Source organism: Sphingobium cloacae (assembly GCF_002355855.1).
GTDB lineage: Bacteria > Pseudomonadota > Alphaproteobacteria > Sphingomonadales > Sphingomonadaceae > Sphingobium > Sphingobium cloacae.
The window spans coordinates 850,071-873,041 of record NZ_AP017655.1 but is presented as its reverse complement, the minus strand read 5'-3'; the positions used below and the strand labels follow the sequence as shown (position 1 = coordinate 873,041).

The window sequence follows — 22,971 nt, the reverse complement described above, 5'->3', positions numbered from 1 at the left end:
GTGGTAAAGGGCGGGACGCGCGATGAGTTGGGCCTTGGGGCTTTGGCTGTTGTTGCAGGGGATGACGGTGCTGGGCGTCGTCAACTATCTGCGGCATCTGCCTACGGAACGGCAGGAGGAAGCGCCCGAAGGCGTCGCCGTCCTGCTATGCGTCCGCGACGATTGGGACGGCGGAGCCGATCTGATGACGCGCTTGGCGGCGCAGACCGCGCCTTTCCGATTGATCGTGGCGACTTCGGGGGCTTGTCCGGCAGCGGAGGCTCTCACCTTTCCCGATGTGCACATCGTCCGCGCCGGCGTGGCCCACGATGAGGGGCAGAAAGTGCACAAGCTGCGGGCTGCTCTGGGGGCGTTAGGGCCAGGCGACCGCTATCTGGTCTTCATCGACGCGGACATAGAGCCGCCCGCGCGGCTGATCGGGCGGCTGCTGTTTCCGCTGGTGCGGGGCAAGGCGGACATCGTGACGGGCTATCGCCTGCTGCTGCCGGACGCAAAGCCGCTGTTGGCGTTGATCGGCGCGGTGGAGATGCAATTGGCGACACTCCCCCGCGCGCCCGGTTCGACGATGCCCTGGGGAGGGGCCATGGCGATGACGCGGGCCACGGCTGAACGGCTGGATCTGGACCGGATATTGGCGGGCCGTCTGTCCGATGACATGAGCATCGGTCTGGCCGGATGGCATGAAAAGCTGCGGCTCCGTCCCGTGCGCGACCTGCTGGTGGCGAGTCCCTTGCAGGAGGGGGGAAGGGCAGCATTCAGCTTTGCGGCACGGCAATATCGGCATATCTTCACCAACAGCCCCGCCATGTGGGGGATCGCAACGCTGGTTGTGGCGATGCAGGCGGTGGGCTGGCTCTGGGCCTTGGGCTGGGGCGGCTGGAGTGCAACGGCCGTCGGCTATGGCGCGGCCTGGGGCCGGGTTCTGGTCCGAAGGCGGATCATTGCCGGCGTGGTGGAGCCTGCGCAGGCACGAAAGGCGGCGCGGTCGCTGATATGGGATGCGTTGCTGCCCTTTGCCGTGACGTGGGTGCATCTGGCCGTGCAGGTCGCTGGGGCGCTGTCTCGGCGGATTCGCTGGGGCGGCTACGATTATTGGGTGAAGCGTGGGCGGGTATTTCGCATGGAGGCGGTAGACAAGGCGCGGCCCTGACGAGGCTCCTGTTCGCGCTTTCCAAGCAGCGATATGAACTAAAACCCCGCCGGGAACAGATGCCGCCCCTGTTCATCGAGGCGGAGCGTCACCTTGCCCGCGACTGCGCTCATCAGCAGGGGCGCATAGAGGTGCGGGAAGAGCGCGCCGCCACGCGACGGCTCCCATTTCAGCGCATCGCCGAAAGGGGCAAGATCCATCATCAGCATCACCAGATCGTCCTGCCCGGCAAAATGCCTTGCTGCCGTCTCCGCCGCCTGATCGCGGGTGGAGAGGTGGATATAGCCGTCATCCAGATCGACCGGTGCGCCGTGAAAGACGCCGTCAGTCTTCAATTGATCGAATTGCGGGCGCGTCAGAATCTTGTAGGCGAAGAGTTCCGTCACGCTTCCGTGGCTTCCGACGCCTCGCCATGGCTTTCAGTGTCGGCCTCTTCGTCGCTTTCATCGATCCGGGCCGCGCTGACGACATGTTCGCCGTCCGCCACGTTGAAGAGGCGCACGCCCGCCGAATTGCGGCCGATGACGCGCAGGGAAGAAAGGCCCATGCGGATCAGCTTCGCCTGATCGGTGACGAGCATGAGCTGGTCCTGCCGGGTCGCCGGGAAGCTGGCCACGACCGGTCCGTTGCGGCCGATATTGTCGATATTGGTGATGCCCTGGCCACCCCGGCCGGTGCGGCGATATTCATAGGCGGAGGACAGCTTGCCATAGCCATTGGCGCAGACGGTGAGGATGAATTGTTCCTTCGCCTGCAACGCCTCGAAGCGTTCGGCCGCCATGTGCGGCGCCCCTTCCTTCTCCGCCTTCCACGGGGCGAAGCGGAGATAATCGTCGCGCTCCTCCTGATCCGTGATTCCAGCGCGATGCAGGATGGAGAGGGAAATGACCTCATCCCTGTCGGCAAGGCGGATGCCCCGGACGCCGGTGGAATTGCGGCTCTGGAATTCGCGCACATCGTCGCCGGGGAAGCGGATCGCCTTGCCCTGGCGGGTAGCGAGCAGCACGTCGTCGCTCTCGTTCAGCAGGGCGACGCCGATCAGTCGGTCGTCGGCATCCTCGCCTTCGAACTTCATGGCGATCTTGCCGTTCGAGGGGACGTTGGTGAAAGCGTCCATGCTGTTGCGGCGGACTGAGCCCTTCGCCGTCGCGAACATGACATGGAGGTTGCTCCATTCCGCCTCGTCCTCCGGCAGGGGCAGGACGGTAGAGATCGTCTCGCCCGGAGCCAGCGGCAACAGGTTCACCATCGGACGGCCGCGTGTGGCGGGGCCGCCTTCGGGCAGGCGCCAGACTTTGAGGCGGTAGACCTTGCCGATGGTGGAGAAGAACAGCACCGGCGTATGCGTGGAGGTCACGAACAATTCGGTGATGGCGTCCTCATCCTTGGTCGCCATGCCGGACCGGCCCTTGCCGCCGCGCGCCTGCGACCGGAAGCTTTCGAGCGGGGTGCGCTTGATATAGCCCTGCATGGTCACGGTGACGACCATGTCCTCGCGCTCGATCAGGTCCTCATCCTCGATGCCGTCGGCGGCGGCGGTGATTTCCGAAAGGCGCGGGGTCGCGAAGTCGCGTTCGATGATCTCGAACTCCTCGCGCATGACGGCGTAGAGCCTTACCCGATTGCCGAGGATTTCGAGATATTCGGTGATGGCGGCGGCCAGCTCGGCCAGTTCGTTGCCGATCTCGTCGCGGCCGAGCGCGGTCAGGCGATGCAGGCGCAGGTCGAGGATGGCGCGCACCTGCGTGTCCGACAGGCGGTAGGTGTCGCCGGTCGCTTCGGTCTCGATGGCTTCCACAAGACGCAGATAGGGGGCGATCTGCTCCACCGGCCATTCGCGGGCCAGCAGGGATTCGCGCGCATCGGCGGGGCTGGCGGAACCGCGGATGATGCGGACCACCTCGTCCAGATTGGTGACCGCGATGACGAGGCCCAGCAGGATATGCGCGCGGTCGCGGGCCTTGTTGAGTTCATATTTCGTGCGGCGGGTGATGACCTCTTCACGGAAGCGGATGAACGCTTCGATGATGTCGCGAAGGTTCAGGATTTCCGGGCGGCCGCCGCGAATGGCGAGCATGTTCGCGGGGAAGCTCGACTGTGCGGGCGTGTTGCGCCACAGCTGGTTCAGCACGACTTCGGGCGTCGCGTCGCGCTTCAGGTCCATGACGATGCGGACGCCTTCGCGGTTCGATTCGTCGCGGATGTCGCTGATGCCTTCGATCCGCTTGTCCTTGGCGGCTTCGGCGATCTTTTCGACAAGGCCGTTCTTGCCGACCTGATAGGGGATGGCGGTGAGCACGATGGAGCAGCGGTCGCCGCGCCCTTCCTCTATCTCATGACGCGAACGCATCATGATGGAGCCGCGCCCGGTATGATAGGCGCTGCGCGCGCCCGATTGACCCAGGATCAGCGGCGCGGTCGGGAAATCGGGGCCGGGCACGATCTGGATCAGCTCGTCCACGGTGATGCCGGGATTGTCGATATAGGCGAGACAGGCGCGGATCACTTCGCCCAGGTTATGCGGCGGGATGTTGGTCGCCATGCCGACCGCGATGCCGCCCGCGCCATTGACCAGCAGGTTGGGGAAGCGGGCGGGCAGGACCTGCGGTTCGCTCTCGGAGGCGTCGTAATTGGGCTGGAAATCGACGGTGTCCTTGTCGAGATCGTCCAGCAGCGCAGAGGTCACCTTGGCAAGGCGCGCTTCGGTGTAGCGCATGGCCGCCGGGGGATCGGGGTCCATGGAGCCGAAATTGCCCTGACCGTCGATCAACGGCACCCGCATCGACCAGTCCTGCGTCATGCGCGCCAGCGCGTCATAGATCGCGCTGTCGCCATGGGGGTGATATTTACCGATCACGTCACCGACGATGCGGGCCGACTTGCGATAGGGCTTGTTATGCTGGAAACCGCTTTCATGCGCGGAGAAGAGAATGCGGCGATGCACCGGCTTCAGGCCATCGCGCACGTCCGGCAGGGCGCGCGCCACGATGACGGACATGGCATAGTCCAGATAGCTCGTCTTCATCTCCTCGACGATGCTGACGGGGCTGATGTCCGAAGGGTCGGCGAGGGCGGTCTCGTCGGTCAAGGCGACTCTCTTTTTGGCGGGTGAATATGGTTGCGCCTGCACTAGCGGAGCGAAACAAATCTGTCACCCCTCGGGCCGTTCGATATACGGGCGGGAAAGCGCGGAATTTCGTGCGGCGATCGGAAAAAGGGAACGAAGTCGGGCGCATGACAGTTGCAAAATCCGCAGATATAGGCTTGTTCAAAGCCTGTTCACGCGCCATCCCCTATTCGGCGCACAACATGGTAGGTCGCCTGACCCCCTTCAGGCGAAAAGGAGATGAGGATCATGCGTTTCGTAACCCCGCTGGCGCTCGCGCTTGCATTGGCGTTGACCGGCGGTGCCGTGTCGGCTCCCGCTCTGGCGAAGGACAAGAAGGCGAGCGCCCCCAAGCTCAACGTGTCGCCTGATGTGCTCAAGGCTCTCCAGGTCGCGCAGGCGGCTACGGATAAGCAGGATTTCGCCGCCGCCAAGGCCGCGCTGGCGGAGGCGGACAGCAAAGCGAAGTCGAACGACGACAAATATCAGATCGGCGCGATCAAGCTGAACGCATCCATCGCTTCGAAGGATCAGGCGTTGCAGAGCGAGGCTCTGACGCAGATGCTCGATAGCGGCCTGACGCCACCGGAACAGGCCGGACAGTTCAACGCCATCGCCGCGGAAGGAGCGCTGGAAGCAAAGAATTACGATCTGGCGATCCAGCGTGCGCAGACCGCCGCTCAAGCGGGCTACAAGCCCGAAATGGTGAATGTGACGCTGGCGCAGGCCTATTTCGGCAAGGCTGGGACAACCAATCCTTCCGCCGAACCGGCTCGCGGCTTCAATCAGCAGGGATTGGCCGCTCTTAAGGCTGCGATCGACGCGAGCAAGGCCGCCGGGCAGCAGCCCCCCGCCCAATGGTATCAGATCGGCGTCGGCCGCGCCGCGGCGGCCAAGCTGCCGGAAGTGACGGATTGGGCCAAGCAGGCTTATGAAGCCGCGCCCAGTGGCGAGAATTTGCGTACGCTGGTCCGCCTGTTCCAGCAATCCAACCCCAACATCACCAATCGCGAAAATCTGGACGTGCTGCGCCTGATGGCCGCCTCGGGTGGCCTGTTGGTCGCGGGCGATTTCACCGAATATGCGGAAATGGCTTCCAAGACCGGTATTTACGGCGAGGTGAAGTCGGCCATCGACGCCGGCCGCTCCAAGGGCGTATTGAACGCCTCGCAGGGGGGCGACCTCTACCAGCAGGCCGTTTCCCGGATCGCCAGCGACAAGGGGTCGTTGGCTTCGGCCGAGGCCGATGCGCGCAAGGCGGCCAACGGCAAGATCGCGGCCGCGACCGCCGACGCCTATCTGGGCTATGGCGATTATGCCAAGGCGGCCACGATGTTCGAACTCGCCAAGCAGAAGGGCGGCGTCGACGCGGACGAGGTGAACACGCGTCTGGGCATCGCCAAGACGCTGGCGGGCGACACCGCTTCTGCAAAGACGGCGTTCCAGGCCGTGCAGGGCGGTTCGCGAAAATCCATCGCTGGGCTTTGGCTGTCCTATCTGGCCAGCAAGGGCGCTTGACCTGACGTCGGACGAGGGCCGATCCTTTCGGCCCTCGTTCCATTGCCAGGCTGTATTCAATCGAGGGGGAGGCCGGAACGGCCATGCGGAAGAATCTGAAATTTGCTTATATCTTGGCCGCTTCCTTGAGCGCGGCCATGCTGGTGACGCCCGCTTCGGCCAAGAAGAAGGATAGTGGCGGTCCCGTCGTCGAGATGTCGGAAAGCTTCCGTACCAATGTGCAGGCGGCTCAGGCGGCATTGAAATCCGGAGACGCGGCTACGGCCAGCGCGCGGATTTCCGCGCTGACGCCCGCCACCGATTTCGAGGCTTATGCGGCGGCCGGATTGCGGTTCCAGCTCGCCGTCCAGCGTCAGAATACACAGGCCGAACGGCTTGCGCTGACGGACATGTTCAAGACCAGTTCGGTTCCCAAGGCGGATGCGCCCCGGCTACGCTATGTGGCGGGCTATCTTTCCTATGTCGTCGGCAATTATGACGATGCCCTGGCACAACTCGACTATGCGCGGACGCTCGGTTATGACAATATCGACGCCAGCCTGTTGAGGGCGGACATCTATCTGCGCAAGAACAAGCCCAAGGAAGCCTGGCCTTTCGTCCAGGAAGCCATGACGCGCAAGCGGGCGTCGGGCGAGAAGATTCCCGCCGCCTGGTTCGACCGCGCCATTTCGCTGGCCTATCAGGCCGGGAACTGGGCCGATCTGGGAGCGCTCTACAGGGAAAGGCTAAGCCTTTACGGCAGCACGCGTGACTGGCGTTCGGCGCTGAGCAATTATCTGCCCGCGGTGGCGCTCGATCCGCAGATTCAGCTCGATCTTTACCGTTTGCAGGCCGCCAGTGGCTCCATGGCGAGCGAGCGCGATTATCAGGCCTATGCGCAGCTTGCCGATAAGGCGGGCTATCCAGCCGAAACCAAGGCGATCATCGAGGCGGGACGCTCAGCCGGCAAGCTGATGCCGTCCCAGACCGTCACCGCGCAGTTGCTGAAATCCGCCACGCCCAAGGCGACAAAGGAAATGGCCGGATTGCCAGCGGTCGTGAAGAAGGCCTCGTCGGCAAGCAACGGCACATCGGCCCTGGCTGCGGCGGATACCTATTTCTCCCTCGCGCAATATCCCAAGGCGGCTGAACTGTACAAGCTTGCCCTGACCAAAGGCGGAATCAACGACGATCAGGCCAATGCGCGGCTGGGCATCGCCCTGGCACGGTCGGGCGATCTGGCCGGCGCCAAGACGGCCCTTGCGAACGTGAAGGGCAATTGGAGCAATGTGGCAGGCTTCTGGTCCATCTGGATCGAGGAGCAAAATCAGAAAACGGCGCAGAACCCCACGGTACCTGCCTCCTCGACCAGCAGTTGAACTCCGCCCGGAATCCTGCCTGCGCTGCCTTCGAAGGAACCTGAACAGGGCGGCCCCTACCCTAAACGGGCAGGGGAACGCCCGGCAGGTTCTTGGCGGTCCGGATGGTGAGCGAGGTTTTCACGCTCACCACATTGGGGGCGGGCGTCAGTTTCGACGTAAGGAATTGCTGAAAGCTCTGAAGGTCTTTCGCCACGACCTTGAGAATGAAGTCGATTTCTCCGTTCAGCATATGACATTCGCGCACTTCGGGCAGGGTCGCGATATGATCCTCGAAGGCCTTCAGGTCGGCTTCTGCCTGACTGCGCAGGCTCACCATCGCGAAAACGGTGATCATATAGCCGAGCATCGCCGGGTCGACGACCGCATGATAGGAGGTAATGGCCCCCGCTTCCTCCAGCGCACGCACGCGGCGCAGGCAGGGAGGCGCGGTCAGTCCCACTTTCCGGGCGAGTTCGACATTGGTCATCCTGCCCTCCCTCTGCAATTCCCCCAGAATTTGCAGATCGATGTCGTCGATATTCGGGCTCGCCATTATCCTGATTATTTCCTTACATGGTTCTTGCGCGCCATCATAATAATGTTTCAGGACAATGCAATTGTCCCACAATGCTACGATGGTTCTGAAAGGCGTTCGACCCCCTTTCGTTTGGCTCGTGGAGGGCTTATCCATGGATCAAACAGATGGTCGCATTTTTTGACGCTGGCCGTGCGAAAGAGGGTTCGGGTGCGTTTCAACGATGTCATGCAGACGGTGCTGTCCGCTGAAAGCAGAAGCGGTCCAGGAGCGGTGACGCTCTGGCGCCAATGCGTGGATCTGCTGGCCCAGCACGATCGGGCCGAGCGTCCCATGTCCGGGGAAGACCGGGCCGCGCTGCTCGACCGGCTGACGAATCTACGCACCCAATTGTCCGAAGCGCAACGTATCGCGACGGTGGTGGAACTGGGATCGCGGCTTTCCTCGCCTGCCTTGGTGGAATTTTTCGCCCATGACCGGCCTTCGATCGCCGCGGCGGCCATTGCCCGCGCGCGGCTTTCGGATGACGGTTGGGCCTCCCTGCTGTCACGCCTCACCCCTACGGCGCGCGGCGTTCTGCGCGGACGCCGGGACATCGGCCCGGAAACGCGCCGAGCCTTGGAAGCCTTTGGGCCGGCTGACCTGGTGCTCACCACGGAACGGGACGACGCCTTCCCGGCGGAGGCCATGCTGCTGACGCCGGACATGGCCCTTGGCAAAGCATCTCCCGATGAGGATGCACATCCGGCCGAGGGCAAAAGCCAGATTCGCAATCTGGTCGACCGGATCCAGCGGTTCACAAGGACCAAGCGCCATTCCGCTCCGCCGGAGGAGCCGCGGCAATCCCCCGAAACCACGATACGCTCCTTCGCGTTCGAAACCGATGCCCATGGTGCGATCATATGGGTGGATCAAAAACCTCGCGCTGCGCTCATCGGCCTTTCGCTGAACGAAGCGGCGCTGGACGGCGGCAGTGGCCCTGATGGGCATGTGGCCGGTGCATTCGCACGGCGCAGCGGGTTTCGCCATGGTCGGTATCAGATCGTCGGTGGCGCGCTTGCGGGGGAATGGCGGATGTCGGCCACACCCTTTTTCGATCCCCGGTCGGGGCGGTTTCAGGGCTATCGGGGGCAGGCGCGCCGCCCCTATATCCATGAGGTCGCGATTCCATCTGATGCGGCATCGGCTTCGGTCGCGGGATTCCCGGCCGACTCCTTGCGTCAGCTCGTTCATGAACTGCGGACGCCGCTCAATGCTATCCTTGGCTTTGCGGAGATCATCGAGCAGGAGCTTTTCGGAGCCGCCGGTCCCCATTATCGCGACATGGCAGGCAAGATCGCCGTCGATGCCCGGCATCTCCTGGCCGCGTTCGATGAACTCGATTTGGCTGCCAAGGCGCACCAGGGCGACGGGCCGATCACGCCCCACGCGGTCGACCCCGCGCTGTTGATCACGCAGGTGGTGGCGCGTTTTTCCGATCAAACTCGGGAAGCCGGTTCTCGCGTCGACATTCGCATGTCGCCCGGCCTTCCCGCGGTTCGGATCGATCCGGTCCAGGCGGAGAGGATGGTGCAGCATCTCCTGCGGACCTTGGTTTCCGTCACGCCGCCGGGGGACAACTTGACAGGTTCCTGCTGGTTTCAGCCCGATGGCGGAGCGGGGCGTGTAATGCTGGTCTTCAACCGGCCTTCCTCGCTGAGGGGCATGGAGGAGAAGGAACTGCTGGATCCCGGCTATACGGCGGAGGGAGATTGGGCAGATGGCCCATTGCTCGGCCTTGGTTTTTCGCTTCGATTGATCCGCAGCCTTGCGGCGGGATGCGGCGCCGCGCTGGAAATCGAATCGGAACGGATTCTCCTGTCGGTGCCTGCACTCCTCCAGACCGAAGGGCAGGCCGAACAGGGGTAGCGGCGAAACCCTATCGCAACCATTGCGCGATAGAAGGGGGCTATGACCATGGCTTCCCATGATGGCAATCTGCTGCTTCCCCCTCGGCCGGAAGACATGATTTCGCTCAATGCCGATTTCGGTACGCGTTTCATGCTTTTCGTCGATACGGAAGAGGAATTTGACTGGAACGCGCCTTTCAGCCGCACGGGGCACCGCGTGTCTGCATGGAAAGGCATGGCGCGTGGCCAGGCCTATTTCGCGGCGGCGGGGATACAGCCGATCTATGTGACGGATTATCCCGTGATCGATGATGATCGGGCCGCCGCGATGATGGGACAATGGGTCTCCGATCGGGCTGCGGACATCGGCGCTCACCTGCATCCATGGGTCAACCCGCCCCATGTGGAGGAGGTATCGGACGCGAACAGCTATGCCGGATCGCTGCCCGAAGCGGTGGAGCAGGCGAAGCTCGAAGCCCTGTGCCAAAGGATAGCCGCGCGTTTCGGGGAAAGACCCATCGCCTATCGGGCGGGCCGTTACGGCGTGGGCAGCAACACCGCCCGTCTGCTGGAAGAAGCCGGTTTCATCGTCGATAGCTCGGTTCGGAGCAGGTTCGACTACAGTGCCCAATATGGACCTGATTTTCAGGGCTTGCCCGTGCATCCCTATTGGGCTGGTCCTGACAGGACATTGATCGAACTGCCCCTGTCGACCGCCTTTATCGGCCTGCTGAGAGGGGGAGGGGAACGCCTTTACCGGGCATCGCAAGCCATGGGGCCGCTTTCAGCCGTGTTCTCGCGCGGCGGCTTGCTCAGCCGGATTCCGCTGACGCCCGAAGGGGTGCCCGTGACCGCGGCCCTGATGGCGATCGACGCCTTGATCGATGAAGGGGTGCCGGTTCTGAACTTCAGCTTTCATTCCCCGACACTGGAGCCCGGCCACACGCCCTACGTCCGGAACGCGAAGGATATGGATGCCTTCTACAGATGGTGGGACATCGTGCTCGACCATCTGTCTCGCCGTGGCGTCCGCCACGTGCGGCTGGATGAATTGGTGCGAAGCGTTTCAACGAGCGGGCGGGCTTGCAAAGCGGCCTGATGCCCCTTATCGCCCGCTTCAGGTGGGGCCTGTAGCTCAATGGTTAGAGCTGGCCGCTCATAACGGCTAGGTTGCGGGTTCGAGTCCTGCCGGGCCCACCATCTATCTCCAAATCCTTCCCCCAACTTCCGGTCCAGCGTCAGCCGTTCGCTGCCGTTGCGCGGAATAGGATGGGCCTTACCCCGCAAGATTTGGCGGCGGCGGTCGTAATTTTAGGCGCCGTTCACCGGCAAAGGGAATTTTCCACCTCCGTCATGCGTAGACATGGGAAGAAAGGAAGGTGTCCGGGCTGCCGCGAAAAGGGCAGTCGTTCGTTATTTGAGAATGAAACATGACATTCCCCCTCATTCAAGCCGCAGCAGCCAGCGTGCGTATCGGCAAGATGGGCGCCGCGATAACGAGATTCTCTTCCTGTTCATCGGTGGCGTGCATCAGGTCCTGCACCTAGCCCCCGTTGCCGCGGCCACGGCGCGGCTTTATCCGGACGTTCAGGTGACTTGCCTGCACCGCGACCGTGAAACGGGCCAGATGTTGACCGAGGTCCGTCGTTCCATGCGCGCGGAGGGGATGAAGATCGCGCCATCGCCGCCACCCACATGGAGCAGGACGGTAGGACGCTGGTTCCGTCGGCCCGCTATCGAGAAACTGCCGCTATTATACAGGATCGCGCGGCGCCACCACAATGCCCGCGCCGTTGTGGTTCCGGAGCGCACCTCCACCAAACTTCGGAAAATGGGGATGGCCGATGCCAGTCTCATCCATTTTCGTCATGGCGCGGGGGACCGGGCACCTCGGTCTGAACACCGGCTCAAAGCATTCGACCTCATTGTCGTGCCGGGGAAAAAGGATGTCGATCGCGCGGTCCGGGAGCAGAATATAGACCGAAGCCGCTTGCGCCAATGCGGCTATGTCAAGCTCGACTATCTCGCCCGAACCCGGAGGAAAGAATATCCGCGTCTCTTCGCCGATGGGCGGCGACCGGTTGTTCTCTATAACCCACATTTCGATCCGAAAATTTCATCCTGGCGGGACGCGCAAAGGTTGATCGAGATATTTGCCGGTCAGGATCACTATAATCTGATCGTGGCGCCCCATATTCGCATCAGCGAAGGGATGACGGCTCATGAAATGGCTGAATGGCATGCATTGGCCGTGCCCGGTCGGATCATCATAGACTTTCATTCGCGCAAGATGGTTGACATGAGCTATGTGTTGGCATCCGACATATATCTGGGCGACGTATCCAGCCAGCTTTATGAGTTCCTGCATGAGCCCCGGCCAGTTGCCTTTCTGAACAGTCATCAGGTGCATTGGGCTGACGATCCCCGTTATGCGGGATGGCGGCTGGGATCGGTGGCGACCGATGCCGATAATATTCTCGACACCATCCATCAGGCCGTCATGGAACATCCCGGACGGATCGAGGATCAGGAAGCCGCCGTCGACAACGCTTTCGGCGATTGGCGCGGAGCGAGCGTGAGAGGCGCCGAGGCTATCGGCACGTTTCTGGGACTTTGATGCGCTAATCACTCACCTTCGCTTCGAAGGCTAAGCGGCTGTTCTCACGTCAACTCTACGCGGGCATGCGTTCCTCGTTATCGGCTTATCGCTTGATGCGAGCCCGCGTGCGCCGAAATGGTCGGGGAGACAGGATTCGAACCTGCGACATCCTGCTCCCAAAGCAGGCGCGCTACCAGACTGCGCTACTCCCCGACATCGTCGAGCGCCTTAGCGGCGAAGTCTCCATCCCGTCAATCGCCCTTTGCAACGGAATGAGGCGGTGTACCATAGCTGGAAATAACCCGGCATACAAAAAGGGCAGGCCGCATCGGCGGCCCGCCCTTCCTGTTTTCACCAAAGCGAAAATTACAGCGTGTTCGCGGCGTTGTTCGCGGCGTTCGCAGCGTTGTCGGCAGCATTCGCGGCGTTGTCGGCAGCATTCACAGCGTTCTCAACGACGTTTTCGACAACAGCGTTCGAAGCGTTCGCGGTCTCGTTGGCCGGCTTCTCACCGCAAGCGGCGAGGGCCATCAGGCCGGCCGAAGCGAAAACAACAGCGATCTTCTTCATTGTGTACGGCTCCCATAGCAATATGCCGCGTCAGGCACGTTACATAAGTGGCCCTACGCGAGCGACCCGCATTAACGTGTGCGTTGCACAAATCAATGCTTTTCTGTGTCGGTGAAGCGGCTGAATCACGCGACGGAACGTTGTCTACTATAAAAGTTCACATAATTCCCACCCTTTTATGAGAGCATCGGGAAGAGGAATCGCCTGTTCGAACATGGCGGCGGGGGGAGGGCATTTTCATCAACCACAGGCTTTTCTTCCTGATGGAGAAGAGCGCGCATTTGCCAATGGGCGCTCCGTTCGCTAACCGGCGTGCAGAAATCCTGCCAAGCATATCGAAAGAGATTGTCCCGATGGCCGTCCAGTACAGCTTCGTCATGAAGGGCCTTACAAAAACCTTCCCCGGCGCCAACAAGCCGGTGTTCAACAACATCCACCTGCAGTTCCTGCCCGGCACGAAGATCGCCATCATCGGCGTCAACGGCGCGGGCAAATCCACCCTGATGAAAGTAATGGCCGGTCTGGACACCGACTTTCAGGGAGAGGCCTGGGCCGCCGAAGGCATCAAGGTCGGCTATCTGGCGCAGGAACCGCAGCTCGACAATTCAAAGACCGTTATCGAGAATGTGAAGGACGGCGTTCGCGGCGTGGCCGACATGATCGACCGCTTCAATGAAATCAGCATGATCATGGGCGATCCGCCCGAGGACGTCGATTTTGACGCGCTGATGGCCGAGATGGGCGAGCTTCAGGAAAAGATTGACGCAGTCGATGGCTGGACGCTTGACAACCAGCTTGAGATTGCCATGGAGGCGCTGCGTTGCCCTCCCGGCGACTGGTCCGTGGAAAATCTCTCGGGGGGTGAAAAGCGCCGCATCGCTCTCTGCCGCCTGCTGCTCGAGAAGCCCGATATTCTGTTGCTCGACGAACCGACCAACCATCTCGACGCGGAAAGCGTGCAGTGGCTGGAACAGCATCTCATCAACTATACCGGCAACGTCATCCTCGTCACCCACGACCGTTATTTCCTGGATAATGTTGTGGGCTGGGTGCTGGAATTGGACCGTGGCCGGGGTATCCCTTTCGAGGGCAACTACTCCAACTGGCTGGAGGCCAAGGCCAAACGCATGGAGCAGGAGGATCGCGAGGAAGCGGGCCGCCAGAAGGCGATCAAGGAGGAGTTGGAATGGATTCGCCAATCTCCCAAGGCGCGGCAGACCAAATCCAAGGCGCGTATCCGGGCATTCGACGAACTGGTGGAAAAGCAGAATGAGCGGGCGCCCGGCAAGGCGCAGATCGTTATCCAGACGCCCGAACGCCTGGGCGGCAAGGTGATCGAGGCCAAGGGGCTGACCAAATCCTATGGCGACAAGCTGCTGTTCGAGGATCTGAATTTCATCCTGCCCCCTGGCGGCATCGTGGGCGTGATCGGACCGAACGGCGCGGGTAAATCGACGCTGTTCCGCCTCATCACCGGACAGGAGCAGCCCGATTCCGGCTCCATCGAAGTCGGGCCGACGGTGAAGCTGGGCTATGTCGATCAGAGCCGCGATGCACTGAATCCCGATCACAATGTCTGGCAGGAGATTTCCGGCGGCCATGACCTGATGTCCATTGGCAAGCATGAAATCCAGACACGGGCCTATGTCGGCGCGTTCAACTTCAAAGGATCGGACCAGCAGAAGAAGGTCGGCCAGCTTTCCGGCGGTGAACGCAACCGCGTCCACATGGCCAAGATGCTGAAGGAGGGCGGCAACGTCCTGCTGCTCGACGAACCGACCAATGACCTTGATGTCGAAACGCTGCGCGCTCTGGAAGATGCTCTGGAGAATTTCGCGGGGTGCGCCGTGGTCATCAGCCACGATCGCTTCTTCCTCGACCGTCTGGCGACGCACATCCTTGCCTTTGAAGGCGACAGTCATGTCGAATGGTTCGAAGGCAATTTCGAAATGTATGAGGAAGACAAGCGCCGCCGCCTGGGCGATGCGGCTGACCGTCCGACACGGCTGGCTTATAAGAAGCTGACGCGCTGAACCGTCACGCTCCAGTGGAAGGACGCTGCCCATCCCGCCAGCGCTACTCAGCGACGGCAGGTTGGGAGGCGAGGGCGGTTGGCTGCGATTCTTAACCCACGCCTCATGGTCGATGAGTTCGCTGGCTCCAATTATTGAGCGCGCGGCTCGACACCGCCGTTCAATAACGCGGGTGATGCTCCCGAACTGGCCAGAACTGCCTCTCTTCTAAATTGCGCCTACACGCCAGATAGTTCGATAATATATATTATGTTAAATATCTATGCAGTAGCAGCTGCGGCTATGGCGTGCATCCGCGCTCAGTCTTCCAATATACGGCTATGCTTCGCCGTATCCCGCATCCGGATATAGACCACCAGCGAGATCGCGATCATCACGCTCACATAGATGTAGAATATATTCTCCATGTCGTTGCGCTTGAACCAGAGCGCAACGAATTCCGCCGTGCCGCCGAACAGCGTGTTGGCGAGCGCGTAAGGCAAAGCGACCCCCAACGCGCGGATATGCGCCGGGAAAAGCTCTGCCTTCACCACGGCGTTGATCGACGTATAGCCGCTGACGATGATGAGGCCGGCCATCACCAGCATGGCGGCCATCCATGGATCGCTCGTCCGGGCCAGAGTGGCGAAGATGGGATAGGTGCAGGTCACGCCCAGCACGCCAAAGCCGATCATCAGGGGCTTTCGTCCGATCCTGTCCGACAAGGCGCCGGCAAGAGGCTGGATCAGCATGAAGAAAAACAGGGTGATTCCATTGATCTGGGACGCCGTTTCCCGGCTCATGCCGCTCGTGTTGACCAGGAATTTCTGCATATAGATGGAATAGGCATAGAAGGCGATCGTCCCGCCCGCCGTCAGGAACATCACCGTCAACGTCTCGCGGGGATGACGCAGCAGCAACTCCCCCAGACCGGATCGGGGCGCGCCTTCCGCCTGCGCGACGGCGTAGCTTTGCGTTTCCGCAAGCCCACGCCTCAACCAGAATACGATGACGGCCAGCGCCCCGCCGATGGCGAAGGGAATACGCCAGCCCCACGCATCCAGCTGCGCCTCGGTCAATATCTGCTGCAATATCAGCAGGACGCAGATCGCGGTGAGTTGTCCGGCGATCAGGGTCACATATTGAAAGCTGGAGAAGAATCCCCTGCGGCTCCTGCCCGCCATCTCCGAAAGATAGGTGGCGCTGGCGCCATATTCGCCGCCGACCGATAGGCCCTGCATCAATCGGGACAGCACCAGCAGCAGCGGTGCGGCCACCCCGATGCTCTCATAACCGGGCGTCACCGCGATGAGCAGCGATCCCGCGCACATCAGCGCCACGGACAGGGTCAGCCCGCTCTTGCGGCCGTGGCGGTCCGCATAAATGCCCATGAGCCACGCCCCGATCGGACGCATCAGGAAACCGACGGCGAATATTCCCGCCGCGCTCAGAAGCTGCGCGGTCCGGTCCTCGCTCGGGAAGAAATGCGGCGCGAAGTACAGCGTGAAGGCGGCATAGGCATACCAGTCATACCATTCGACCAGATTGCCTGCCGAACCGCCGATGATGGCCTTCAGCCTTTGCCGCTGATCGGGCGCGGCCGTCACGGCGTCAGCACCATCTCGCCATTTTCCACGCCCCAGCTTTTGAGGCGGGACAGCATGTTCATCCCGATGACGTTCACATCGCCAAAGGCGGGCGAGACGACGATCTCCAGATCGCTTGTCCGGACCGGGCCGATCGCCAGCGTCGCAATCCGCGATCGCTGCGCTTCCACGCGGCCATTGGCGGTGACCATGATGACGGTTGGCTGCGCGGGATCGATGTTGAGCGCCGCCGCCTTGGCCGCGGTTTCCGACAAGGCCGTGACGCTCGCGCCGCTATCGATCAGGAAACGCACCGGGGTGCCGTTGACCGCGCCTTCCACCCAATAATGCCCATCGGAGGAGACGGGTATGCGGATATGGGAGCCCTCGATCTGCGCCTTGGGCGTGGCGGCGGGCTCCACCGCTGAGGATGGCGCATCGACCGCCCGCAGGAAAAGCCCGGATATCTGCGCCAGGCTGAACAGCATCATCAAGATAGCGAAGATCGCCACCCACAAAAGCGCCATCCGCATCATGCCGCCAAGGGGTATCCGCCGTGTCAGAAGAGCGGAACCGACAAGGACGAGGGCGAGCAGATACCATATGCTCGACATGGCCTGATCCGTTCCCACATCCATCAGGATGCCCCCTGCTCCAATTCCACGACCATGCCGTCATAGCCGGGCTCGACGCCATCCGGCAGCGTCCGGGACAAGGTCGCATAATCCATGCTATTGTCCATATGCGTCAGGATTGCCCGCCCAGGCTGGGTCATGGCAACACCTTCCAGCGTCAGCGCCAGATGGGCATGGGTGGGATGCGGCCTCGCCCGCAAGGCATCCACGACCCAGATGTCCAGCCGGTCGAACAGCGCCAGCATCTCCGGCGTCAGTTCATGGAAATCCGTGGCATAGCCGATGGAGCGTCCACCATGGGTGAAGCGGAACCCCGTCGACATGATATCGCCATGCGGTTGATCGACGCAGCCTATCTCGATGTCGCCAATGGCAAGATGATCGGGCAGCACATGGGACTCGACGATGGGAGGATATCCCCCCTTCCCTTCAAAGGCATAGCCAAAGCGCCTGCGGAGCGCCCTCAATGTTTCGGCGCGGGCGTAGGCGGGCACGGGACTGCCCCGATGATGAAATACCTGCCGCAGATCGTCGAAGCCATGGCAATGGTCCGCATGATCGTGCGTCCACAACACCGCATCCAGATGCGTCACGTCAGCGGCCAGCAACTGCGTGCGCAAATCCGGCGAGGTGTCGATCAGAAGGCGCGTGGTCGGGCTTTCGACCAGGATGGAAACGCGCGTCCGATAATTTCGCGGCTCATCGGGGTCGCAGGCGCCCCAATCATTGCCGATGCGGGGAACACCCGACGACGTGCCGCAACCCAATATGGTGAGCCTGAAACTCATGTTGACGGGCTTTGGCCGACCTTGCGGAAAAGCGTCCGAAAATTCGCCGAAGTCGCTTTTGCCAGCTCCTCACCGCTTTCATTCCTTAACCGGGCGAGGAACCGCGCCGTGTCGGCAACATAAGCAGGCTCGCAGGGCTTGCCCCGATGCGGCACGGGCGCGAGGAAAGGCGAATCCGTCTCTATCAGAAGGCGGTCCAGCGGCAGCCGGGCCGCCGTTTCCTGAAGGTCGCGGGCGTTCTTGAAGGTCACGATACCCGAAATGCTGATGTAGAAGCCCAGTTCCAATGCCGCATCGGCAAAGTCCCCGCTGGCGGTGAAGCAATGGATGACCCCGCCATAGGGCCCTTTCCCCATTTCCTCCCGCATGATCGCCAGCGTGTCTTCCTCCGCATCGCGCGTATGGACGATCAGTGGCAGCCCCGTTTCGCGGGATGCGGCGATATGGGCGCGGAAGCTCTTCTGCTGACGCTCGCGGTCGCTATGGTCGTAATAATAGTCGAGGCCGGTTTCCCCTATGCCGACGACGCGAGGATGCGCGGCCCGCTCGACCAGCTTGGCGGTGTCGACATGCGGATGCTCATCGGCTTCGTGCGGATGGATGCCCACCGTGGCCCAGACGTCGGGCGCCCGAAGCGCCGTGCCCAGAACATCGTCCCATTCGCTCTCCCGCGTCGCGATATTGAGCATCAGGTCGACGCCCGCTGCCCTCGCACGTTCAAGCACATTCTGCTGATCTTCGATCAACCCCTTGTAATTCAGGTGGCAATGGCTGTCGATCAGCATGGCGTCAGGCGTCCGCTTCCGTCAGTTCCAAACGGGGGAATAGCGGCCTGGGAGGGGCCAGCGTAAAGCCCGAAGCACGCAGGGCCGCATACCAATCGGTCCCGATCGCATCATAATCGCGTCGGTTCTCGTCCAGGCCCATCTGCTCCAGCAGGGCCGATGCGCTCGCCGGAATGACGGGCTGGATCATGATGGCAAGGTGGGCGATGGCTTCATAAAGCGTGGCGAGAACGGCTTCCATCCGCGACGGATCGGTCTTCCGCAAAGCCCATGGCGCCTGCGCGTCGATATAGGCATTGCAAGCGAAGACGGCGCGCATCCACGCCTCGATCGCCACCGACGGCGCGAGATCGGCCATAGCTTTCTTAAAAATATCAGTGGCTTCCGATATGGACCTCAGAAGTTCCTTATCTTCATCCGACGGCGCTGGTTCCGGCAGCCGGCCATCGAGATTCTTCGCAATGAAACTCAACGTCCGCTGGGCGAGATTGCCGAAGCTATTGGCGAGGTCGCTGTTGGAGCGCGCGACAATGGCCTCCGCGCTATAGCTGCCGTCATTGCCGAATGTGACTTCGGACAGCAGGAAATAACGCAGCTGATCGACGCCGAAACGTTCCGCCAGTTCCATCGGGTCCGCGACATTGCCCAGCGATTTCGACATCTTTTCCCCCCGGTTGAGAAGAAAGCCGTGGCCGAACACCTGCCTGGGCAGGGGAATCTTCGCGCTCATCAGGAAGGCCGGCCAATAAACCGTATGAAAACGCACGATATCCTTGCCGATGATATGCGTTATATCGCCGCCTTCGGACCAGTAGCGCGCCATGCGCCCGGCATCGTCCGGATAGCCGCACCCGGTCAGATAGTTGGTCAGCGCATCCACCCACACATACATGACATGCCCGTCGCTACCCGGAACCTTCACGCCCCAATCGAAGCTGGTGCGTGAAATGGAAAGATCGGACAGACCGCCCTCCACGAAGCGCATGATCTCGTTACGGCGGCTGTCAGGCTGAATGAAATCGGGCTGGCTGTCATAAAGGTCGAGCAGTTTCTGCTGATAGGCGGACAGGCGGAAGAACCAGCTTTCCTCCACGGTCCATTCGACGGGCGTGCCCTGCGGCGAGAGTTTCTGCCCCCCCTCTCCCTCACTCAATTCCTTCTCGTCGTAAAAGGCTTCGTCGCGAACCGAATACCAACCTTCATAGCGGCCAAGATAAAGGTCGCCATTGGCCTCCATCGCCTGCCAGATGGCCTGGCTGGCGCGGTGATGGTCCGGCTCGCTGGTGCGGATGAAGCGATCATAGCTGATATTCAGCCTGTCGTTCATATCCTTGAAATATCCTGACATTTCGTTCGCCAGGTCGCGCGGCTCCATGCCGCGGCCGCGCGCCGTCTGGGCCATTTTCAGGCCATGCTCGTCCGTGCCTGTCTGAAAGAAGACGTCGCGGCCCATCATCCGCTGGAACCGGGCGATCGCGTCGGTGGCGATCACCTCATAGGCATGGCCGATATGGGGGCGGCCATTGGGATAGCTGATGGCGGTGGTGATGGTATAGGGCTGCGACATGCGCCTTCCCTAGCGAGTGTTGCCCGTCGCGGAAAGCCCGCTTTTCCGCTCCGCGCGTCAGCGTCCCCCGGATGCGAGGGACGCGACATGCCCCGCAATCTCGAAAACCACGGCGCCCGGTTCCAGCGACAGGATCACCGCCCCGCCCGCCAGATGCCGGGCCGCTTCCCAATGATCCAGCGCCTTGCCCAAAGCCGCCCCTTCCCGCCCCCGCGCCGCCTGGGCGATGAACGCGGGCGCTCGTTCGAGAAAAGCCTCATATCGCGGACGGGCGGCCTTGCCGGACAGCATCTTCGCGAGCGCCAGACGCTGCCGATTGTCCCCGTCGCCCTGAACGGCGATGGAGCGCAATATGTCCTCGATCTCGTCCAGGTTGAGCCCGGCATAGCGCAATGCCCTGCCCGGCGATCCTTCGCCCACGGCAAGGAGGGTTTCGATCTCCTCGGGCTTGGGCCTGGCATCCGACCGGGATAGCGCCACCCGCATCATCTCGTCGCTGAGCGGATCGAAGCGCAAGGTGCGGCAGCGGGATCGAATGGTCGGCAACAGCCGTCCCGGCGCATGGGAAACCAGCAGGAACAGCATATCGGCCGGCGGTTCCTCCAGATTCTTGAGCAGGGCGTTCGCCGCGCTCCGTTCCAGATCGTCGGCGCTGTCGATGACGACGACGCGGCGCGCCGACAGCGAGGGCGCGGACTGGATCAGCCGCTGAAGCCCGCGTATCTGATCCACGCTGATATTGCGTGCGAGGGCGCCGTCCTTTTCGAGCAGCGCCAGTTCGGCATAGTCCGGATGCGCATGGGCTTCCAGCAAAGCCCGGATGGGATGCTCCTCCGGAACGTCGAACTCCTGCCCGTCGATGGGCGGCCCGGCGGCTTCCGCCAGCAGCCGCATGGCCATGGCCCGCGCGAAGCGAGCTTTGCCGATGCCGCTCGGCCCCGACAATATCCACGCATGATGCATCCGCCCGCCCCTCGCCGCCTCCAGCAGCAAGCGGGCCTGCGCGTCATGGCCAAGGGGGAATGTCATGGCAACAGGTCGTCCAGTCCCTCAAGCAGGCGCGCCGTTACCGCCTGCGCATCACCGGATGCGTCAATGGCGCGAACACGGTCCCCCTCCATCGCGGCGAAGCGGCTGAACATTTGGGTCACCCGGTGATGGAATGCGCTGTCGCGTCCCCCGATGCGGTCGCTGTCGCCGCCGTCGCGAATATGAGCGCGGCTTTCGGCCTCCGCGTCCGGCAATGTCAGCACGAAAGTGCGATCGGGCATGAAACCGCCGCTGCCGATGCGGTGCAGCGTCAATATGTCCTCGTCCGTCAATTCGCCCATGCCCTGATAGGCCCGGCTGCTGTCGAGAAAGCGATCCGACACCACCCACGCGCCACGTTGCAGCGCCGGCCGAATGGTCCTTTCCACATGATCCGTCCGCGCCGCCGCGAACAGCAAGGCTTCAGCCCGCGGCGACCAGCGATCCGCGCTTCCCGTCAGCACCAGGTCGCGAATAGCCTCCGCGCCGGGACTTCCGCCCGGCTCGCGCGTTTCCACGACCTCCAGCCCGCGCGCGCGCAGGGCCGCCGCCAGCGCGCGCAACTGGGTCGATTTGCCTGCGCCCTCGCCGCCTTCCAGCGTAATGAAACGCGCAGCTGTCACCCGAACAGCGATTTCAGGCCGTTCCAGAGCCGTCCGAAGATGCCTGCCTCACTCACATCCTCGCCCGCGACCAGCGGCATGATCTGCGGCGGCGTGTCCGGCGTCGAAACGATAAGCTCGGCGATCCTGTCGCCCTTCCTGATCGGCGCCTTGATCGGCCCTGTATAGGCCACCTTCACGTTGATGTTGGTGGAAGCGGTGCGCGGCAGCGTCACGGCCATGTTCTGCGGCGCCACCAGGGGAACGCTGGTCGCGCTTCCCAACTGGACTTCGGCGGTTTCGACGGTCTGGCCCTGCTTGAAAAGCGGCTGCGCCTTCCATGCCTTGAAGCCCCAATCCATGAACCGGACGGATTCGGCGATCCGGCCATTATAGGTCGGCAGCCCGGCGACGACCATGACAAGGCGTCGCCCGTCCTGCTCGGCCGATCCCGTAAAGCCGAATCCGGCTTCCTGCGTATGCCCGGTCTTGAGGCCGTCCGCCCCCGCGACCTTCCCCAATATCGGATTGCGGTTGCCCTGCTCTATATCCCGGCCACCCATGGTCTTGCCCCAGGTGAAGGATCTGGTCGCGTAGAACTTCTTGTAAAGGTCCGGCGTTTCCTCGATCGTGGCCTGCGCCAGCTTCGCCAGATCCTCGGCCGTCACATAGGTGACGCCTTCGTCCGGCCAGCCATTGCTGGTCCCGAAATGGCTGTTCTTGAGGCCCAGACGAGCCCCTTCCTGATTCATCAGGGCGACGAAAGCCTGCTCCGTGCCGGCAATACCCTCCGCCAGCACGACGCAGGCGTCATTGCCCGAAAGCGTCACGATACCGTGCAGCAGGTCTTCCACCGACACCTGCTCTCCCGCGGACAGGAACATGGTGGAACCGGCCTGCGGACCATGCCACTGCTTCCACGTCTCGGGCCGCACCGTGAACTTGGTATCGAGCTTCAACTCGCCCTTCTGGATCAGGCGAAAGGCGACGTGCGCCGTCATCATCTTCGCCATGGACGCAGGCGGAATCCGCGTTTCCCCGCCCTTGTCATAGAGGACGGCGCCCGACGACAGATCCTTCAGATAAGCGATCGGTGCTTCGCTGGTATAAGGCGGCGCGGCCGCGGTCAGAGGTGAAGCGAGCAGGCCGACGAAAAGGATCGCTGCGACGGATTTGTTCATGAAGCTGCCTTCGCTGGGATGGAATCAAAGGGGGGAATGGCGGACATCATTAGCCATGATCGGCGCGTTCTCAAAGCCC

19 protein-coding genes and 2 tRNA genes are annotated in these 22,971 nt (G+C 62.2%); 8 read left to right on the top strand and 13 right to left on the bottom strand.

The window, feature by feature from the left end; all coding sequences use genetic code 11:
• Positions 1-22: 22 nt before the first annotated feature.
• On the top strand, positions 23-1,150 hold the full coding sequence (locus tag SCLO_RS04245; RefSeq protein WP_066513997.1) for a glycosyltransferase family protein: 1,128 nt from the start codon (positions 23-25) through the stop codon (positions 1,148-1,150).
• A 38-nt stretch (positions 1,151-1,188) separates the two neighbouring features.
• On the opposite strand, the gene SCLO_RS04240 is transcribed toward SCLO_RS04245, so the two are convergent.
• Both SCLO_RS04240 and gyrA read right to left on the bottom strand, forming a co-directional pair.
• Entirely contained in the window at positions 1,189-1,536 is a 348-nt protein-coding gene (locus SCLO_RS04240) for a DUF952 domain-containing protein (RefSeq protein WP_066513995.1), read from the bottom strand.
• The gene (gene gyrA, locus SCLO_RS04235) at positions 1,533-4,238 is read right to left on the bottom strand and encodes a DNA gyrase subunit A (protein ID WP_066513993.1); all 2,706 of its coding nucleotides are present in this window, start codon (positions 4,236-4,238) and stop codon (positions 1,533-1,535) included. Before gyrA ends, SCLO_RS04240 begins: the two co-directional genes overlap by 4 nt.
• Before the next feature lie 267 nt (positions 4,239-4,505).
• On the opposite strand from gyrA, the gene SCLO_RS04230 reads away from it, so the two are divergent.
• Positions 4,506-5,774, top strand: a complete 1,269-nt coding sequence (locus tag SCLO_RS04230; RefSeq protein WP_066514282.1) for a hypothetical protein — start codon at positions 4,506-4,508, stop codon at positions 5,772-5,774.
• Between the two features lie 83 nt (positions 5,775-5,857).
• Positions 5,858-7,132, top strand: a complete 1,275-nt coding sequence (locus SCLO_RS04225) for a tetratricopeptide repeat protein (RefSeq protein ID WP_066513989.1) — start codon at positions 5,858-5,860, stop codon at positions 7,130-7,132.
• 61 nt (positions 7,133-7,193) lie between these two features.
• On the opposite strand, the gene SCLO_RS04220 is transcribed toward SCLO_RS04225, so the two are convergent.
• Positions 7,194-7,667, bottom strand: a complete 474-nt coding sequence (locus SCLO_RS04220) for an Lrp/AsnC family transcriptional regulator (protein WP_066513987.1) — start codon at positions 7,665-7,667, stop codon at positions 7,194-7,196.
• Positions 7,668-7,859: 192 nt separating this feature from the next.
• Between SCLO_RS04220 and SCLO_RS04215 the strand changes: the two genes are divergently transcribed.
• The 4 genes from SCLO_RS04215 to SCLO_RS04200 all read left to right on the top strand — a co-directional run bounded on the left by SCLO_RS04215 (position 7,860) and on the right by SCLO_RS04200 (position 12,155).
• Complete coding sequence (locus SCLO_RS04215; RefSeq protein WP_066513986.1) at positions 7,860-9,557, top strand: sensor histidine kinase; 1,698 nt, start codon at positions 7,860-7,862, stop codon at positions 9,555-9,557.
• A 42-nt stretch (positions 9,558-9,599) separates the two neighbouring features.
• Positions 9,600-10,637 carry a polysaccharide deacetylase family protein gene (locus SCLO_RS04210; protein WP_066513984.1) on the top strand — a complete coding sequence of 346 codons (1,038 nt, stop codon included), beginning with the start codon at positions 9,600-9,602 and terminating at the stop codon, positions 10,635-10,637.
• Between the two features lie 25 nt (positions 10,638-10,662).
• Positions 10,663-10,738, top strand: a tRNA-Ile gene (locus SCLO_RS04205).
• Positions 10,739-10,901: 163 nt separating this feature from the next.
• The gene (locus SCLO_RS04200; RefSeq protein ID WP_123905445.1) at positions 10,902-12,155 is read left to right on the top strand and encodes a CDP-glycerol glycerophosphotransferase family protein; all 1,254 of its coding nucleotides are present in this window, start codon (positions 10,902-10,904) and stop codon (positions 12,153-12,155) included.
• Between the two features lie 118 nt (positions 12,156-12,273).
• Here the strand turns inward: SCLO_RS04200 and SCLO_RS04195 are convergent.
• A tRNA-Pro gene (locus SCLO_RS04195) sits at positions 12,274-12,350 on the bottom strand.
• A gap of 153 nt (positions 12,351-12,503) precedes the next feature.
• On the bottom strand, positions 12,504-12,707 hold the full coding sequence (locus SCLO_RS04190; protein WP_066513980.1) for a hypothetical protein: 204 nt from the start codon (positions 12,705-12,707) through the stop codon (positions 12,504-12,506).
• Between the two features lie 353 nt (positions 12,708-13,060).
• Between SCLO_RS04190 and ettA the strand changes: the two genes are divergently transcribed.
• Positions 13,061-14,740 carry an energy-dependent translational throttle protein EttA gene (gene ettA / locus SCLO_RS04185; RefSeq protein WP_066513979.1) on the top strand — a complete coding sequence of 560 codons (1,680 nt, stop codon included), beginning with the start codon at positions 13,061-13,063 and terminating at the stop codon, positions 14,738-14,740.
• Between the two features lie 299 nt (positions 14,741-15,039).
• Here the strand turns inward: ettA and SCLO_RS04180 are convergent, their stop codons facing one another.
• From SCLO_RS04180 to SCLO_RS04145, 8 genes are read right to left on the bottom strand one after another with little or no spacing between them, the layout of a single operon-like run.
• A complete protein-coding gene (locus SCLO_RS04180) occupies positions 15,040-16,326 on the bottom strand; it encodes an MFS transporter (RefSeq protein WP_066513977.1) in 1,287 nt (428 codons plus the stop codon).
• Entirely contained in the window at positions 16,323-16,943 is a 621-nt protein-coding gene (locus tag SCLO_RS04175) for a retropepsin-like aspartic protease family protein (RefSeq protein ID WP_066513976.1), read from the bottom strand. The genes SCLO_RS04180 and SCLO_RS04175 overlap by 4 nt, the downstream gene beginning before the upstream one ends.
• On the bottom strand, positions 16,943-17,728 hold the full coding sequence (locus SCLO_RS04170) for an MBL fold metallo-hydrolase (protein ID WP_066513975.1): 786 nt from the start codon (positions 17,726-17,728) through the stop codon (positions 16,943-16,945). Before SCLO_RS04170 ends, SCLO_RS04175 begins: the two co-directional genes overlap by 1 nt.
• Positions 17,725-18,513, bottom strand: a complete 789-nt coding sequence (locus SCLO_RS04165) for a TatD family hydrolase (RefSeq protein ID WP_066513974.1) — start codon at positions 18,511-18,513, stop codon at positions 17,725-17,727. Before SCLO_RS04165 ends, SCLO_RS04170 begins: the two co-directional genes overlap by 4 nt.
• A 4-nt stretch (positions 18,514-18,517) precedes the next feature.
• Positions 18,518-20,080: a methionine--tRNA ligase gene (gene metG, locus SCLO_RS04160; RefSeq protein WP_066513972.1), complete on the bottom strand. Its 1,563-nt coding sequence runs from the start codon at positions 20,078-20,080 to the stop codon at positions 18,518-18,520.
• A 57-nt stretch (positions 20,081-20,137) separates the two neighbouring features.
• Positions 20,138-21,109 carry an AAA family ATPase gene (locus SCLO_RS04155; protein ID WP_066513971.1) on the bottom strand — a complete coding sequence of 324 codons (972 nt, stop codon included), beginning with the start codon at positions 21,107-21,109 and terminating at the stop codon, positions 20,138-20,140.
• Positions 21,106-21,732 carry a dTMP kinase gene (tmk, locus tag SCLO_RS04150; protein ID WP_066513970.1) on the bottom strand — a complete coding sequence of 209 codons (627 nt, stop codon included), beginning with the start codon at positions 21,730-21,732 and terminating at the stop codon, positions 21,106-21,108. Before tmk ends, SCLO_RS04155 begins: the two co-directional genes overlap by 4 nt.
• Positions 21,729-22,892, bottom strand: a complete 1,164-nt coding sequence (locus SCLO_RS04145; protein ID WP_066513969.1) for a D-alanyl-D-alanine carboxypeptidase family protein — start codon at positions 22,890-22,892, stop codon at positions 21,729-21,731. Before SCLO_RS04145 ends, tmk begins: the two co-directional genes overlap by 4 nt.
• Between the last annotated feature and the right edge of the window lie 79 nt (positions 22,893-22,971).

Excerpts from the sequence above, each read along its gene's own strand:
- ettA (WP_066513979.1), top strand. The coding sequence starts at position 13,061 with ATGGCCGTCCAGTACAGCTTCGTCATGAAGGGCCTTACAAAAACCTTC.
- SCLO_RS04245 (WP_066513997.1), top strand. The coding sequence starts at position 23 with ATGAGTTGGGCCTTGGGGCTTTGGCTGTTGTTGCAGGGGATGACGGTG.
- SCLO_RS04175 (WP_066513976.1), bottom strand. The coding sequence starts at position 16,943 with ATGGATGTGGGAACGGATCAGGCCATGTCGAGCATATGGTATCTGCTC.
- metG (WP_066513972.1), bottom strand. The coding sequence starts at position 20,080 with ATGTCGCAGCCCTATACCATCACCACCGCCATCAGCTATCCCAATGGC.
- SCLO_RS04145 (WP_066513969.1), bottom strand. The coding sequence starts at position 22,892 with ATGAACAAATCCGTCGCAGCGATCCTTTTCGTCGGCCTGCTCGCTTCA.
- SCLO_RS04220 (WP_066513987.1), bottom strand. The coding sequence starts at position 7,667 with ATGGCGAGCCCGAATATCGACGACATCGATCTGCAAATTCTGGGGGAA.
- SCLO_RS04225 (WP_066513989.1), top strand. The coding sequence starts at position 5,858 with ATGCGGAAGAATCTGAAATTTGCTTATATCTTGGCCGCTTCCTTGAGC.
- SCLO_RS04200 (WP_123905445.1), top strand. The coding sequence starts at position 10,902 with ATGGGAAGAAAGGAAGGTGTCCGGGCTGCCGCGAAAAGGGCAGTCGTT.
- SCLO_RS04230 (WP_066514282.1), top strand. The coding sequence starts at position 4,506 with ATGCGTTTCGTAACCCCGCTGGCGCTCGCGCTTGCATTGGCGTTGACC.
- SCLO_RS04210 (WP_066513984.1), top strand. The coding sequence starts at position 9,600 with ATGACCATGGCTTCCCATGATGGCAATCTGCTGCTTCCCCCTCGGCCG.
- SCLO_RS04170 (WP_066513975.1), bottom strand. The coding sequence starts at position 17,728 with ATGAGTTTCAGGCTCACCATATTGGGTTGCGGCACGTCGTCGGGTGTT.
- SCLO_RS04165 (WP_066513974.1), bottom strand. The coding sequence starts at position 18,513 with ATGCTGATCGACAGCCATTGCCACCTGAATTACAAGGGGTTGATCGAA.
- SCLO_RS04155 (WP_066513971.1), bottom strand. The coding sequence starts at position 21,109 with ATGACATTCCCCCTTGGCCATGACGCGCAGGCCCGCTTGCTGCTGGAG.
- SCLO_RS04190 (WP_066513980.1), bottom strand. The coding sequence starts at position 12,707 with ATGAAGAAGATCGCTGTTGTTTTCGCTTCGGCCGGCCTGATGGCCCTC.